Origin of the sequence: Kaistia granuli DSM 23481 (assembly GCF_000380505.1) — a bacterium.
GTDB lineage: Bacteria > Pseudomonadota > Alphaproteobacteria > Rhizobiales > Kaistiaceae > Kaistia > Kaistia granuli.
On record NZ_AQYH01000010.1, the window covers coordinates 249,697 to 263,303 of the forward strand.

Below are 13,607 nucleotides of genomic sequence, written 5' to 3' on the forward strand. Positions count from 1 at the left end.
GTGCGATGAACGACACGAACCAACCGGGCGCCAAGGATAACAAGGCCGGCGAACCCGGCGACGGACGCCCGTCGGAGTTCGGAAATCGCATCAATCCGCGCAGTCCGGGCGACGCGCTTCGCCCGGAGCGTGTGCCGCCGCCGCCGCCGCGCTCGCAGCAGGCGCGCCACCCCATCGTCATCGTCATGAATTTCGCCATGACCATCCTGGTCGTCGGCGTTCTCGGCGCAGCCGGCCTGTTCTTCTTCGGCAAGCTGCGTTTCGAGCAGCAAAGCCATTTCGACCAGCCCCGCACGGTGTCGATCGAACGCGGCAAGAGTCTGCGCGAAATCGCCGAGGAGTTGCATGAGCGCGGCCTGATCTCGTCGAAATGGATCTTCATCGCCGGCGTGCGCGCCTATCGTCTGCAGGACGATCTGAAATCGGGCGACTATCTGATCGCGCCGCATTCCAGCATGCGCGAGATCATGAACGCCATGGTCGGCGGCAAGGCGATCCTCTATTCGGTCTCAATCCCCGAAGGCCTGACCAGCAAGCAGATCGTCGACCGACTCAACGCCGACCCGGTGCTCGTCGGCGAGGTCCAGGAAATCCCGGCCGAGGGCACGCTGCTGCCCGATACCTATCGCTATTCGCGCGGTGACAGCCGCCAGAACATCATCGACCGCATGCTGCGCGAGCGCGACCGGGTGATGACGGCGGTCTGGAATGGCCGCGACAAGGATCTGCCGATCGAGACGCAGGAAGAGCTCGTCACGCTCGCCTCGATCGTCGAGAAGGAAACCGGCATCGCCGACGAACGCAGCCGTGTTGCCGCCGTGTTCATCAACCGGCTGCGCCAGAACATGCGCCTGCAGTCCGATCCGACCGTGATCTACGGCATCTATGGCGGTAGCGGCCTGCCGTCCGGCACGCCGATCCGCCGCTCCGATCTCGACGCCGTCAACGACTACAACACCTACAAGATTTCGGGTCTGCCCAAGGGACCGATCGCCAATCCGGGCAAGGCGGCGCTCGCCGCCGCGGCCAATCCGTCGCGTACCAAGGACCTCTATTTCGTCGCCGACGGCACGGGCGGTCACGCCTTCGCCGAGAGCTATGCCGATCACCGCAAGAACGTTGCGCGCTATCGCAAATGGGTGGCGGAGCAGAAGGCGAAGGGCGACGCGTCGGCGGCCGAGCAGAGCGCCGGTCCGGGCGATGCCGAGGAAGCGCCGGACGATGCGTCGGCAGACGACGCTCCAGTGCCGGCACCCAAGCCCTAGGTCAACGCGGCCGGGACCAAGGCGGCAGGATCACCTGCCGCCCGTGGCATCCTCCGCCGGCTCCGTGATCTCGTCCGGTCAGGCGGGCAGCCCGTCGCATCTTGGAAGGCTTTCCAGATCGTCGTCCCAATTGGCGCGACTGGCGACGAAGATATGCGCGTTCGGCTCGATCGGAGCGGCGCCATCGAGGCTTCCGGCGGGCACGACGAGCAGCGCGCCCTCCATCTGCAGATCGGGCAGGGCGGAGCCGCAATCGCGGCAGAAGCTTCTCTGGTGCCGCGTCGTCGGCAGCTGATAAGTCTTCACCCTGTCCTGGCCGGTGAGCCAGACGAGCCGCGCCGTAGTCGAAAACAGGTTGGCGGAATGCGCCGATCCCGTGTCCTTCCGGCAGCGCGGGCAGTGGCACAGATAGAAGCGCTCGAAATCCCCCGAGATCTCGTAATTCACTCCGCCGCAAAGGCAGGAGCCCACATGCAGATTGTTCATCGATCGATTCCAGTCCGCCTTCTCATTCCCTCGGCACAGGCAATCATGCGCCGACGAAAAGGGAAAGCGGTCTCGTCGCCGGCAGTGGTCGACACGTGGGATGGATCCGCGATACAGCCGCGCACTTCCTGGAGGAGCTGCCTTCAGACGCTGCTCAATTGACCTGGCGCAGTTCGTTGATCGCGAAGCTGTCGGCCGATGCGAGATCCCAGGACTGGCGATAGAAGGGGTGAGGGCTGTCACCGCTCAGCAGCTCACCTGCTGTCAAATAGGGAAACAGCTTCGAATAGAGGCGGATCTCGTTGGCGCTGACGCGCCGCGCCAGATGATGAGGACGCAGGGCGGACGGATGCTCCAGCCCCGCCGCCGCCAGCAGCTCGGCCAGGGCGTGCAGCGAGTTGCGATGGAAATTGGCGACGCGCTGCGCCTTGTCCGGCACGACGAGCGCCCGTTGGCGCAATGCGTCCTGGGTGGCGACGCCGGTCGGGCATTTGTTGGTGTGGCAGCTGCGCGACTGGATGCAGCCGATGGCGAACATGAAGCCGCGCGCGGCGTTGACCCAGTCGGCGCCGATGGCGAGCACGGCGGCGATATCGAAGGCCGAGACGACCTTGCCGGCGACGCCGATCCGGATGTGCTGGCGCAGGCCGGCGCCGACCAGCGTGTTGTGCACCAGCAGCAGCGCCTCGCGCATCGGCACGCCGACATGGTCGCTGAGTTCGACGGGCGCAGCACCCGTACCGCCCTCGGAGCCATCGACGACGATGAAGTCAGGGATGACGCCGGTCACCAGCATCGCCTTGACGATGGCCATGAATTCCCAGGGCTGGCCGATGGCGAGCTTGAAGCCGACCGGCTTGCCGCCGGATAGCTCGCGGAGCCGCGCCAGGAAGGCCATCATCTCGGTCGGGGTGGAGAAGGCCGAATGGGCGGCCGGCGAGACGCATTCCTGTCCGACCGGGACGCCGCGAGTCTCGGCGATCTCGGGGCTGACCTTGTTGCCGGGCAGGATGCCACCATGGCCGGGCTTGGCGCCCTGGCTCAGCTTCAGCTCGATCATCTTGACCTGGTCGCTCGCCGCCTGGGCGGCGAACTTCTCGGCCGAGAAGCTGCCGTCCGGGTTGCGGCAACCGAAATAGCCGGAGGCGATCTGCCAGACCAGATCGCCGCCAAATTCACGATGGTGGGCGCTGATCGATCCCTCGCCGGTATCCTGGGCGAAGCCGCCGAGCTTGGCGCCGCGGTTCAGGGCCTGGATGGCGTTGCCGCTGAGCGCGCCGAAGCTCATGGCCGAGATGTTCAGCACCGAGCAGGAATAGGGTTTCGTGCACTGCTCGTTGCCGATGGTGATGCGGAAGCTCTGCGGATCCTGGATCGGCGCCGGCCGGATCGAGTGGCCGATGAACTCGTAGCCGTTGGCATAGGTGTCGAGGATGGTGCCGAACGGGCGCTGATCTGGATCGTTCTTGGCGCGCTGATAGACCAGCGAGCGTTCCGCCCGCGAGAAGGGCAGCTTGTCGGAATCCGATTCGAACAGGTACTGCCGCAGTTCCGGTCGCACGGCCTCGAACAGAAAGCGGAAATGGCCGATCACCGGGTAGTTGCGGGTGATGGCGTGGCGCGTCTGGATCAGGTCGAAAATGCCGATCACGCTCAGTACGACGAACAGCGCGACCAGGACGAAATTGAGCGGCTGGTCGATCTGCGTGAACGGAATCAGGAGCGCCGCGACGATGCAGAGCGCGAAGACGCTGTAGCGGGAGATGAGCGAGAGTTTCAGGATGGATTGCATGGTGTCTCCGTGGCAGCGCGTCTGTCCCTGCGCGGGGCAGTAGAACCAATTGGTCGGCCGACTTCCACCTGTAACCGGGTTTCGCGACAATTGGCCTGCCGGATAGCCGGCATATCGCGCCGTTGCCCTTGAGCGGCATCGGTGCGCGCATTACTGTCGCCGCTCCGAAGTGGGCGAGACCGGGAACATTCCATGGCATTGACGAGCATGACCGGTTTTGCACGAGCCGCCGGCGCGGGCCACGGCTATCGCTGGACCTGGGAATTGCGCAGCGTCAACAGCAAGGGGCTCGATATCCGCCTTCGCCTGCCGCCGGGTTTCGATCATCTCGACCAGCCGGTGCGAGAGCGTGTCGGCAGGGCCGTGCAGCGCGGCAGCATCCAGATCGGCCTCAGCCTGCAGCGCGAGACCAGTGTCGCGGCGTTGCGCGTCAATGAAGAGCTGCTTGGCCAGGTACTCGATCTCGTGCGCCGGGTCGGCCATCAGATCGATGCGGCGCCGCCGACGCTGGATGGGCTGCTGTCGATCCGTGGCATTCTCGAATCCGTCGAGGCGGAGGACGATCCGGAAATCGCGGCCGGCCTCGCCGCCGATCTTCTTGCCGATCTCGAAACCGCGCTGTCGGAGCTCGTCGCGGTGCGCGACCGCGAGGGCGCGGCGATCGGCGCCGTGCTGGCCGGGCGCATGGACGAGATCGAGCGTCTGAAGGATGCCGCCGAGACGGCGCCGGCCCGCACTACCGAGGCGATCAAGAAGCGGTTGGCTGATCAGGTCGCGGCGCTGCTCGAGGCGTCGAACCAGCTCGACCCCGATCGCCTGCATCAGGAAGCCGTGTTGCTGGCGACGAAGGCCGACATCCGCGAGGAACTCGACCGGCTGACCGCGCATGTGGTGGCGGCCAGGGCGCTGCTTGCCGAAGGTGGCGCCGTCGGCCGCAAGCTCGATTTCCTGGCCCAGGAATTCAACCGCGAAACCAATACGCTCTGCGCCAAGGCGAATGACCGGTCCCTGACCGCGATCGGCCTCGATCTGAAGGCCGCCGTCGACCAGCTGCGCGAGCAGGTCCAGAATCTCGAATAGGAAGTCTCTGATGTCGGTTGCCGGAAACTCACCCTCGCGGCGTGGCCTGATGCTGGTCCTGTCCTCGCCGTCCGGCGCGGGCAAGTCGACCATCGCCCGCCACCTGATGGCCGAGGACAAGGACATCGTCCTCTCCGTCTCGGTGACGACGCGCGCGCGCCGGCCGAGCGAGATCGACGGCGTGCACTACCACTTCATCGACCAGCCGACCTTCAACAAGCTGCGCGATACCGGCGAGTTGCTCGAATGGGCGGAGGTGCACGGCAATTGCTACGGCACGCCGCGCGCGCCCGTCGAGGCCTGGCTGACCTCCGGCAAGGACGTGCTGTTCGACATCGACTGGCAGGGCGCCGACCAGGTTGCCAAGGCGATGCCGGAGGATCTCGTCCGCATCTTCGTGCTGCCGCCGACCATGGCCGAGCTGGCGTCACGCCTCGTGCGTCGCGCCGAGGATGCGCCGGATGTCATCGCCAAGCGGCTGGCCAACGCCCGGGCCGAGATCCAGCATTGGCGCGACTACGACTATGTCCTGATCAACAAGGACCTGCAGACCTCGCTCGAGAAGGCGCAGGCGATCCTCTATGCCGAGCGCATGCGCCGCGCCCGCACGACCTGGCTGGAAGGCTTCGTCGAGGACCTGCTGCAGCAGGAGTGAGACGTTCGCCGCGTCGCGTCCGGGTTGCCCATTGCCCCGGATCCGCGGCGCGGCGAGGATCCCAGCAAATCTGTCCTGATTGGAGACCTGATGATGCTTCGCCACCGTTGCCTCGCCCTGGCCCTCGCTTTCGCGCCCATGCCGTTTGCGGCTTCCGTGGGCCTCGCTGCCGACCTCCAGCCTTCCGCCGTCGAGGCGACCGACAATTCGGCAGCCAGGAACTTCGCCTATCAATGCGAGAACGGTACGCGGCTGACAGCCAGCTTCAGCTCGCCGGAAGCGGCGCCGGGCTCGGCCGAACTGGTGTTCGCCGACGGTAAGACGATCGTGCTGCCGCAGGCCGTCTCGGCCGATGGCGGGCGCTATGTGAAGGACGATCTCGAGTTCTGGATCAAGGGCAAGGGCGCGATGCTGACCGTCGGCGGCGAGACGACGAACTGTACCACCCGCGACTAGCGATACCGGATTCCGCCGCGGCGGATCCCGGAGCGGCTCGTCAGGGCAGCGCGTTGGCCAGCCGCACGAAGCCCGCGACGTCGATCTCTTCGGCGCGGGCGGTCTCGACGATGCCAGCGGCCGCCAGCAGCGGCAGCGGGTCGGTGCCGAGGCTTTTCAGGCTCTGGCGCAGCATCTTGCGGCGCTGGCCGAAGGCGGCGGCCGTTACGCGTTCCAGCTTGGCGCGCTCGCAGGGCAGGGGCGTCTGGCGCGGGATCAGTTCCACCACCGACGAGACGACCTTCGGCGGCGGCGTGAACGCCTTCGGCGAGATGTCGAACAGGATGCGCGCCTCGCTGCGCCAGCCGCACATGACGCCGAGCCGGCCATAGGCATCGTCGTCCGGCGCTGCCACGATGCGCTCGGCCACCTCGCGCTGGAACATCAGCGTCATCTTCTCGTAGAAGGGCGGCCAGGGCTCGCTCTGTAGCCAGCCGAGCAGCAGCGGCGTTCCGATATTGTAGGGCAGGTTCGCGGCGATGCGCACCCGGCCCGTCGCCAGCTTTGCCATGTCGACCTGCATGGCATCCCCCTCGATCACCTCGAGGCGGCCGGGATAATGGGCGGCGATTTCGGCGAGCGCATCGAGGCAGCGCCGGTCGCGCTCGATCGCGATGACCTTCTCCGCGCCTTCCGCAAGCAGCGCCCGCGTCAGTCCACCGGGTCCGGGGCCGACCTCGATCACGGTGACGCCGGCCAGAGGGCCGGCGGCGCGCGCGATGCGGCCGGTCAGGTTCAGATCGAGCAGGAAGTTCTGGCCGAGCGCCTTCATGGCCTGCAGGCCATGGGTGGCGATCACGTCACGGAGAGGAGGGAGGCCGTCCTGGGCTAACGTCACGAAGCGACCCCGCCGGCGAATTCGCGCTGGCGGTATTCCGCCTCGTGGCGCGCCAGTTCGTCGGCGAGACGGAGCGCGGCGGCGAGGCTGGACATGTCGGCCTTGCCGGTGCCGGCAATGTCGAAGGCGGTGCCGTGATCGGGCGAAGTGCGGACGAAGGGCAGGCCGAGGGTGACGTTGACGGTCTCGGAGAAGGCGATCGTCTTGGTCGGGATCAGCGCCTGGTCGTGATACATGCAGAGCGCGACGTCGTAGCGGGCGCGCGCTTCGGCGTGGAACATGGTGTCGGGCGCCAGCGGGCCGAACGCATTGATGCCGTCGGCGCGCAATGCTGCGACGGCCGGACGAATGACTGCGTCGTCCTCCGTGCCCATCACGCCGCCTTCGCCGGCATGCGGATTGAGGCCGGCGACGGCGATGCGCGGGTTCGGCATGCCGAAACGGCGGCGCATGTCATGATCGATCGTCCGTCCCGTGCGGATCAGCATGTCTTCCGTCAGGAGCTCGGGAACGGCTGATATCGGCACATGAATGGTGGCCGGCACGGCGCGCAGCCCCGGTCCCGCCAGCATCATCACCGGATGGGCGGGCGAGCCGCTCCAGGCGGCCGAGAGCATGCCGAGGAACTCGGTATGGCCCGGATGCTGGAAGCCGGCGTCGAACAGCGCCTTCTTGTTGATCGGGTTGGTGACGAGCGCCGAGGCGAGCCCGGCGCGCACGTCGCCGACGGCACGTGCGATCGCCTCGATCACGCCGCGCGCGGCGGCGCGGTCCGGCTGGCCGGGAGAGGCGTGTGCCGGTGATTCCAGCGGCACGACCGGCAGGAAGCGGTCGAAGGCGTCGATCGCCTCCGTCGCGCTAACCGTTTCGATCGGGATGTCGAGGCCGAGCAGGGCCGCCCGGGTGCGGAGCGCATCGGGATCGGCCAGCACGTAGAAGGCCGGCAGCTTCCGCTCGCGACGCTCTCGCCAGACGGCCAGTGTCACGTCCGGACCGATGCCGGCCGGCTCTCCCATCGTCAGCGCAAGCGGACGGAATGGTTCGCGCTCAGCCATGTCGGCTCACTTGTAGGAGATCTTGGCGTTCTTGCGGAGTTCGGCGATGAATTCCTTGCCGAGGTTCTTGCTCTGCTCGCCGGCGAGCTTTTCCTCGATCTCGGCCCGCACGCCGGCGGTGCTGCGGATTTCCTTGGCTTCGCAGACGGCGATGATCTCGACGCCGCGCTCCGTCACGTCCGGCTTCAGCGTGCCGCCGACGGGCGTCGTCTTCAGCGCGTCGCCGGCGGGGCCCTGGACCTGCGTGCTGTCGCGGCGGCCCATGTTGAGCACAACGACGCCCTTCAGGGCCTTGGCCTGGGCCAGGCTGGCGTCACAGCCGGCGAAACGCTTGCGGAAGGCCTCGGCCTCGCGCTGGCGCTGGCCGACATAACCGGGCGACGACCCCTTCGGCACGACGAAGACGATCTGCTGGAGCTTGAACTCCTTGATCGTCGCCGTCTCGGTCTGGATGCCTTCCTTCTCGATCTGCGCCTGCACGTCGGCTTCGCTGACCTTGACGCTGCGGGCGCGGGCCTTCAGCACCATGGCGCCGGTGATCTGGGCACGCAGGAACTTGCGGAGAGAATCGGCCTGCACGCCCTGCGAGCCGAGCGCCTTGGCAAACTGCGCCGGCGGCAGCTTGACCTGCTTGGCGATGGCGTTGAAGCGCTCATCTACCATCGAGTCGGACACGGTCATGCCGCGGCGCTTGGCGACCTGGTCCATGAGCGCCTCGTCGACCAGTTCATCGAGCGCGATCTTGTCGCCCGTCGGCTGACGGAACAGCTTCATCAGCTTCACGCGCTGCGACACCTCGTAGGAGGTGACCGGCTGGTCGTTGACCGTGGCCCGGACGGCCGACTGGGCAAAGGCGGCCTCGGTCAGGCCGAGGCTGCCCAGACCGATGGCCACGGCGAGGGCGGGGAGGAAGAGAGACTTCAGTCGAATGCGCATGGCGATGATCCGAATCCTGTCAGATGCGGCGTGATGCCGTCGTCTCGGCGCACCGAACCGACCTGCCGCCACGACGGCGTTCATTTCGAATGGGTAAACCCTGCAAATCCGGCGAAACCATGAAGATCAATTGTTGCTGGACGTCAGTTCGCCGACGTCGCTGCGCAACTTGGTTCCACCCAGCGTCCGGAGCTCGAGCCGAACCATCAGCTGCTTGGACGTCTGGAGGTCCGTGTAGTCGTCGCGGATCTCGCTATAGGCGATCGAGAAGGTGGTGCACTCGTCGTCATAGGCGATGCCGACGCCGCTCGATGCAAGCTGGTCACCCTCGATGTCCCACGCCACCGAGCCGAACACGCGCCAGGTATCGGTCATCTGCCACGAGGCGCGGGCGCTGATCGTGTCGGTGCGCGAATCGTTGCCGATCGCCGGCTGCTCGCGCATGAACAGGTAGGATGCCGACGCCGTGACGTCGCCGAACTTGCCCGTCGCCGTCAGCTCGGCCCGGTTGACGTCGAGGTTCGCCTCGTCGAAACGGCCCCGCGCCGCCAGGAAGTAGCCATAGCCCGTATCGAGGGTCACGCCGGCGACAACGTCGGACACATCGGTCTCGAGGCCGGACACCGCGCCGGTGGCCGACAGGTCCTCGACGGCGAAGGAGTTCAGCCCGGCGACCTGGTAGGACTGGCCGATGACGCCCTGGATCGTCGCGAGCTGGCCGACGCTGGCCAGATAGCGGAAGCCGACATTGACGCGGGTGCCGCCTTCGATGCGGTCGTAGCCGGAGAACTTGTCCCAGTCGAATAGGCTGGAATCATCGAACACGAGGCTCTGAGCGTCTTCGTTCGGCAGCGCGCCGGCCATCGGCTCGTCCGGGCGAACGATCATCTGGGCGACCGGTTCGAACAGGAAGCTGGAGGCGAGCCCCGCCGCCATGATCGGCCAGCGCCACTCCAGACCGACGGCGGGCATGCCGCGGAAATAGGAGCCGTTGTCGTTCAGGCCATTAATGATCTGGTCCTGATCGATGTAGTAGGCGTCGCCGCGCAGATAGCCGAACGGCTTGAAGACCATGCCCATCGGGCCGATCATGCTTCGCTGCCAGGTCGCCTGGCTGCTCAGCCGGTTGTAGTTGCCGGAGAGGCCGAGGATGTGCGCGTCGTCGTCGAGGACGCCGTTGGTGACACCCTGGGCGATCTCGATGCCGACGCCCTGGTCGTTGACGATATCGGTCTCGTCGCGGGACAGGCTAGTCAGGTTCGACTTGATCGAGAGCTGTCCGCCGAGAATCGAGTCGTCGAAGATGTAGCTGTGATCGATGACCGGATGCACGATGGCCTGGCGGCCCTGATCGTACTTGATGTCCTCGTCGTTGGTCAGCACCTGGAAATACAGCGCCTGCGCATTGAAATAGTTGCGGTCGCTGATGCCGGTCAGGTGGACATTCGAGACATTGATGTCGGTGTTGGTCGACAGCAGGCTGTAGTCGCGGCTGAAGGTACGGTCGCTGAGCAGCGTCGCGTCCCAGCCGAACGTCCAGTAGCGGTTCAGATAGAACTCGCCGTCGGTCTTGATGCCGCCGCGGAAATCCTTGACGCCCGAATTGCGCGTGCCTTCGTCGTAGAAATCCTCGGGATTCATCTGGTTGATGCCGGCCATGCGCAGCGAGTACTGGCCGTGCTCCAGGCGATGGCGCCACTCGACGTCGAGCAGGAAGCCCTGGTTGGTGTAGACGGCCGGTGCCAGCGTCAGGTCGTAGTTCGGCGCCAGCGCCCAGAAATACGGCGTCTGCAGGAAGGCACCGAGCGTCTTCTTGTAGCCGGCGGACGGAAACAGGAAGCCGCTCTTGCGCTTGACGGTCGGATCGGGCGCCGAGAAGGCCGGGAAATAGGCCACCGGCATACCGAGGAATTCGATCGACGCGCGCTTGAAATAGACCATGTGTTCGTTGTGGTCGACGATGATCCGGGCAGCCTTGACCTGCCAGATCGGCGCCTTTTCGGGCTTTTCGCGGCAGGGTTCGCAAGCGGTATAGACGCCGCGATAGAACGTCGTCGTCTTGCCCTGGTCGCGCAGTGCCTTTTCGGCCGCGAAATGCGTCTGCGTCGGCGTATCGAGCCGGAGCGCGTTTACGAAGCCGGTAGCGAAATCGTCGGTGATGTCGATCGTGTCGGCGGTCACGGTGGCACCGGTGCGATCGACGATCTTCACGCGCCCTTCGGCGCGCATCTTCTTGTTCTTCTGGTCGTAGGTGACCCGATCGGCTTCCAGCGTGTAGCCGTCGTAATAGATCTTGACGGCGCCGACGGCCGAAACCGCAGACTTGTCATAATCATAAACGAGCTGATCGGATTCGAGCACCATCTGGGCGTTGCTCGAAGGGCGCGGCATCGAATCGACGCCGAAGCCCAGCGTGCCGGGGCTCGACTGCGCCAGAGCGGCGTCCGAGAAACCGAGACCGAGAGCGAAGGTTGCCGCGATGGCGAGCGCGCCGATGCCACGCGCAGCGCGCTGGCCGAGGCTGTGCCTCAGGCGAGGAGCGGAAACGACCATCATCCGTCCTCCCGATGAAGAAGCACTGTTACACTCAATAAGATGGCGACGATAGCAGGAGTCCAAGCGGCAATCATCGGTGACACGACGCCGCTCCTCCCCAATCCCCTCGCCAATTCCGTGATCACATAAAGCACGAAGCCTACCGCGACACCAGTCAAAATCACCTGCCCGAGATCGCGCGAACGGGAGAAACGGAGCGATACGGTTGCAGCCACGAAGACCATGGCGAGGAACAGCAGGGGCTGCGCCAGCAGGGATTGGAACTGCATTTCGTACGCATCGCTAGGAACTGCCGATTTCTTAGAAATTTCAACAAGTTCGGGCAAAGACCAGAAGGACACTGTCTCAGGGTCCGCCAGCCTTTGGCTGACCTGGTTTGCATTGAGATCGGTGGGCAGGCGAACCTCGGGAACCGGTGTCGGGCGCGAGCCCGCCTGCAGCACGGTAGCGTTGCGGAACACCCAGTCGCCGTCCTCGAAATCAGCTGTGGATGCATCGATCCGGCGGGCCAGGGAGCCGTCCGGCTTGAACACGAAAGCCGACGCGTCGACGAGCGACAGACCGCGGTTGAGGCTCTGTCGCGCGCCGATGATCGAGGATCCCTCGCGGCCCGTCTGGCGCATCCAGACCGGCCAATCCGAATTGTCCGCTGACGCGACGATTTCGGTCGTCGGCGGTGGTGCCGGCTCGGGCGCCTTCTTCTCGGCAAGCTTTGCCGATTCGATTCTCACACGCTCCTGGGCAAGCTGGTTGCCGAGGAGGATCGACCTCTCCTTGAGCTCGGTGGAGATCGGGTTGAAGACCGTGGTTGCAAAGATGCCGATCAGCACGGCGACGAGGCCGGCCGGCAGCAGAAACTGCCAGGCCGAGACGCCGGAGGCGCGCGCCACCACCAGCTCGAGCTGCCGATTCGCCATGACGAAGCTCGCCATCGAGGCGAACAGGATGGTGAAGGGCAGGGCGCGCTCGATCACGTTCGGAACGCGGGCGAGCGAGACGAGCAGATAGAGGAAGGCGTCGAAGCCCTCGCGCCGGGCGGCGCGCCGTGCCAGTTCGAGATAGTCGATGAACGCCATCAGCACGAATACGACGATGAAGATGATCAGCGCGGTCTTGGCGAAGCGGCGGGCGAAATAGAAGCTGAGCGTCGGGCTGCGGAACATGGCTTACATCCGGCCCCCGGCCGAGGGGCGGGCGCCGATGCGCAGGCGGCTGCCGATGCGCTGCACCAGCTCCGTCACCGTCGAGGCGATGCTGTCGGAGGCGGAGAAGCGGAACGAGCTGTAGACGGCGAACAGCGATAGCAGGATGAAGGCGATCGGCAGCGCGTAAAGCGCCGGGATGAGGCGCGCGTCGTTGGCGGCAAGGCTGGCGAGGATCAGCCCGCCGATTCGCACGCCGGTGGCGAGCGCGATCGTACCGAGCACGACAAGGCTGCGCCCCTGGCGGGTCGTCTGGGCCTGGCCGAGGGCCGCGACCGGCAGGATGGCAAAGAAGATCGCGTAGAGCGGCGCCGAGAGTCGGTCATGCAGCTCGGACAGGAAGGTGCCGGGCCGCTTCTGGTATTCCGGGTCGTTCGGGTCGGGCGAGATCAGATAGGCGGTGCTGCGCTCGGCCGCCGTATAGGCGGGAAGCGCATTGCGGCTGCCGAAGGTCGACAGGTCGAAGGCGTAGGACTCGAACTCGATGATCGACATCGAGCTGTTGGTTTCCGACTTCTGCTGGATCGTGCCGTTCTGCATGATCAGGAAGGTGCCGAGCGGGTTCTTCAGCACGACGCCGCGATTGGCGATGTAGATCGACGTCTGGTCATCCTGGCGGCCGTCCTGGATGAAGATGCCTTCGAGCGTGCCGTCGGGCTTGCGGTCGCGGACATGGAACACCAGGCGGTTGCCCAGCTCCATGAACTGGCCTTCCTTGACGAAGCTGGTGATCAGGTCGGCGTTGATGCCGGTGAGCAAGCCGCGAAAGGCCTGCAGCGAACGCGGCACCAGATAGAGCGACATCGAGCCGACGATGATCGCGGTGATCAGGCCCATGACCAGCGCCGGCTTCAAGAGCCGCGTCTGCGAGGCGCCGCTGGCGTTGATGACGACGAGCTCGGAATCGGCGTTCAGCTGGTTGAAGGTGTAGATCGCGCCGATCAGCAGGGCGACGGGGCAGACGATCAGCAGCAGGCCGGGGAAAATCAGGCTCGACACGCGGAAAAATGTGACGAAGTTCTGGCCCTTGCTCGTGATCAGGTCGAGTTCGCGCAAGGCCTGGCTGAGCCAGACCGTACCGGACAATCCGCAGAGGCTGAGCAGGAAGGCCGCCAGCATGCGGTTGAAGATGTAACGCTCGATGAGCTTCATCTGGCTATTGTCGATCCTCGAACTCTGCACGCCCCCCGTGTCGATGTCAGCCATGCCCTCGGCTGAAACAAGATGGCGGATCGAACCTCCCACGG

Annotated in this window: 12 protein-coding genes; 4 read left to right on the forward strand and 8 right to left on the reverse strand. The window is 65.6% G+C overall.

Features of this window, described 5'->3' with window-relative positions; genetic code table 11:
- Positions 1-5 precede the first annotated feature (5 nt).
- Positions 6-1,265 carry an endolytic transglycosylase MltG gene (gene mltG, locus G342_RS0116325; protein WP_018184239.1) on the forward strand — a complete coding sequence of 420 codons (1,260 nt, stop codon included), beginning with the start codon at positions 6-8 and terminating at the stop codon, positions 1,263-1,265.
- A gap of 78 nt (positions 1,266-1,343) precedes the next feature.
- Here the strand turns inward: mltG and G342_RS0116330 are convergent, their stop codons facing one another.
- Together G342_RS0116330 and G342_RS0116335 are read right to left on the reverse strand one after the other, a co-directional pair.
- A complete protein-coding gene (locus tag G342_RS0116330; protein WP_018184240.1) occupies positions 1,344-1,751 on the reverse strand; it encodes a GFA family protein in 408 nt (135 codons plus the stop codon).
- Between the two features lie 154 nt (positions 1,752-1,905).
- Entirely contained in the window at positions 1,906-3,543 is a 1,638-nt protein-coding gene (locus G342_RS0116335; protein ID WP_018184241.1) for an FMN-binding glutamate synthase family protein, read from the reverse strand.
- 192 nt (positions 3,544-3,735) lie between these two features.
- Here G342_RS0116335 and G342_RS0116340 point away from each other — a divergent pair, with 192 nt between their 5' ends.
- The 3 genes from G342_RS0116340 to G342_RS0116350 all read left to right on the forward strand — a co-directional run bounded on the left by G342_RS0116340 (position 3,736) and on the right by G342_RS0116350 (position 5,734).
- Entirely contained in the window at positions 3,736-4,623 is an 888-nt protein-coding gene (locus G342_RS0116340) for a YicC/YloC family endoribonuclease (RefSeq protein ID WP_018184242.1), read from the forward strand.
- Between the two features lie 10 nt (positions 4,624-4,633).
- Positions 4,634-5,278, forward strand: a complete 645-nt coding sequence (gmk, locus tag G342_RS0116345) for a guanylate kinase (protein ID WP_026304515.1) — start codon at positions 4,634-4,636, stop codon at positions 5,276-5,278.
- Between the two features lie 90 nt (positions 5,279-5,368).
- Positions 5,369-5,734 carry an MliC family protein gene (locus G342_RS0116350; RefSeq protein ID WP_018184244.1) on the forward strand — a complete coding sequence of 122 codons (366 nt, stop codon included), beginning with the start codon at positions 5,369-5,371 and terminating at the stop codon, positions 5,732-5,734.
- Between the two features lie 40 nt (positions 5,735-5,774).
- On the opposite strand, the gene rsmA is transcribed toward G342_RS0116350, so the two are convergent.
- From rsmA to lptF, 6 genes are all read right to left on the reverse strand, one after another.
- Entirely contained in the window at positions 5,775-6,545 is a 771-nt protein-coding gene (gene rsmA / locus G342_RS0116355) for a 16S rRNA (adenine(1518)-N(6)/adenine(1519)-N(6))-dimethyltransferase RsmA (RefSeq protein WP_245557299.1), read from the reverse strand.
- Positions 6,546-6,607: 62 nt separating this feature from the next.
- Positions 6,608-7,666, reverse strand: coding sequence for a 4-hydroxythreonine-4-phosphate dehydrogenase PdxA (pdxA, locus tag G342_RS0116360; protein ID WP_018184246.1), 1,059 nt, complete (start codon positions 7,664-7,666; stop codon positions 6,608-6,610).
- A 6-nt stretch (positions 7,667-7,672) separates the two neighbouring features.
- Positions 7,673-8,602 (reverse strand): peptidylprolyl isomerase, encoded by a 930-nt coding sequence (locus tag G342_RS0116365; RefSeq protein WP_018184247.1) that lies wholly within the window; start codon positions 8,600-8,602, stop codon positions 7,673-7,675.
- Positions 8,603-8,728: 126 nt separating this feature from the next.
- A complete protein-coding gene (locus G342_RS0116370; protein WP_083931252.1) occupies positions 8,729-11,158 on the reverse strand; it encodes an LPS-assembly protein LptD in 2,430 nt (809 codons plus the stop codon).
- Complete coding sequence (locus G342_RS0116375; RefSeq protein ID WP_018184249.1) at positions 11,155-12,321, reverse strand: LptF/LptG family permease; 1,167 nt, start codon at positions 12,319-12,321, stop codon at positions 11,155-11,157. Before G342_RS0116375 ends, G342_RS0116370 begins: the two co-directional genes overlap by 4 nt.
- 3 nt (positions 12,322-12,324) lie before the next feature.
- A complete protein-coding gene (gene lptF / locus G342_RS0116380) occupies positions 12,325-13,566 on the reverse strand; it encodes an LPS export ABC transporter permease LptF (protein WP_018184250.1) in 1,242 nt (413 codons plus the stop codon).
- Between the last annotated feature and the right edge of the window lie 41 nt (positions 13,567-13,607).

What these genes read in the sequence shown, in the direction of transcription:
- mltG (WP_018184239.1), top strand. Translation starts at nt 6, where the DNA reads ATGAACGACACGAACCAACCGGGCGCCAAGGATAACAAGGCCGGCGAA.
- G342_RS0116330 (WP_018184240.1), bottom strand. Translation starts at nt 1,751, where the DNA reads ATGAACAATCTGCATGTGGGCTCCTGCCTTTGCGGCGGAGTGAATTAC.
- G342_RS0116335 (WP_018184241.1), bottom strand. Translation starts at nt 3,543, where the DNA reads ATGCAATCCATCCTGAAACTCTCGCTCATCTCCCGCTACAGCGTCTTC.
- G342_RS0116340 (WP_018184242.1), top strand. Translation starts at nt 3,736, where the DNA reads ATGGCATTGACGAGCATGACCGGTTTTGCACGAGCCGCCGGCGCGGGC.
- gmk (WP_026304515.1), top strand. Translation starts at nt 4,634, where the DNA reads ATGTCGGTTGCCGGAAACTCACCCTCGCGGCGTGGCCTGATGCTGGTC.
- G342_RS0116350 (WP_018184244.1), top strand. Translation starts at nt 5,369, where the DNA reads ATGATGCTTCGCCACCGTTGCCTCGCCCTGGCCCTCGCTTTCGCGCCC.
- rsmA (WP_245557299.1), bottom strand. Translation starts at nt 6,545, where the DNA reads ATGAAGGCGCTCGGCCAGAACTTCCTGCTCGATCTGAACCTGACCGGC.
- pdxA (WP_018184246.1), bottom strand. Translation starts at nt 7,666, where the DNA reads ATGGCTGAGCGCGAACCATTCCGTCCGCTTGCGCTGACGATGGGAGAG.
- G342_RS0116365 (WP_018184247.1), bottom strand. Translation starts at nt 8,602, where the DNA reads ATGCGCATTCGACTGAAGTCTCTCTTCCTCCCCGCCCTCGCCGTGGCC.
- G342_RS0116370 (WP_083931252.1), bottom strand. Translation starts at nt 11,158, where the DNA reads ATGATGGTCGTTTCCGCTCCTCGCCTGAGGCACAGCCTCGGCCAGCGC.
- G342_RS0116375 (WP_018184249.1), bottom strand. Translation starts at nt 12,321, where the DNA reads ATGTTCCGCAGCCCGACGCTCAGCTTCTATTTCGCCCGCCGCTTCGCC.
- lptF (WP_018184250.1), bottom strand. Translation starts at nt 13,566, where the DNA reads ATGGCTGACATCGACACGGGGGGCGTGCAGAGTTCGAGGATCGACAAT.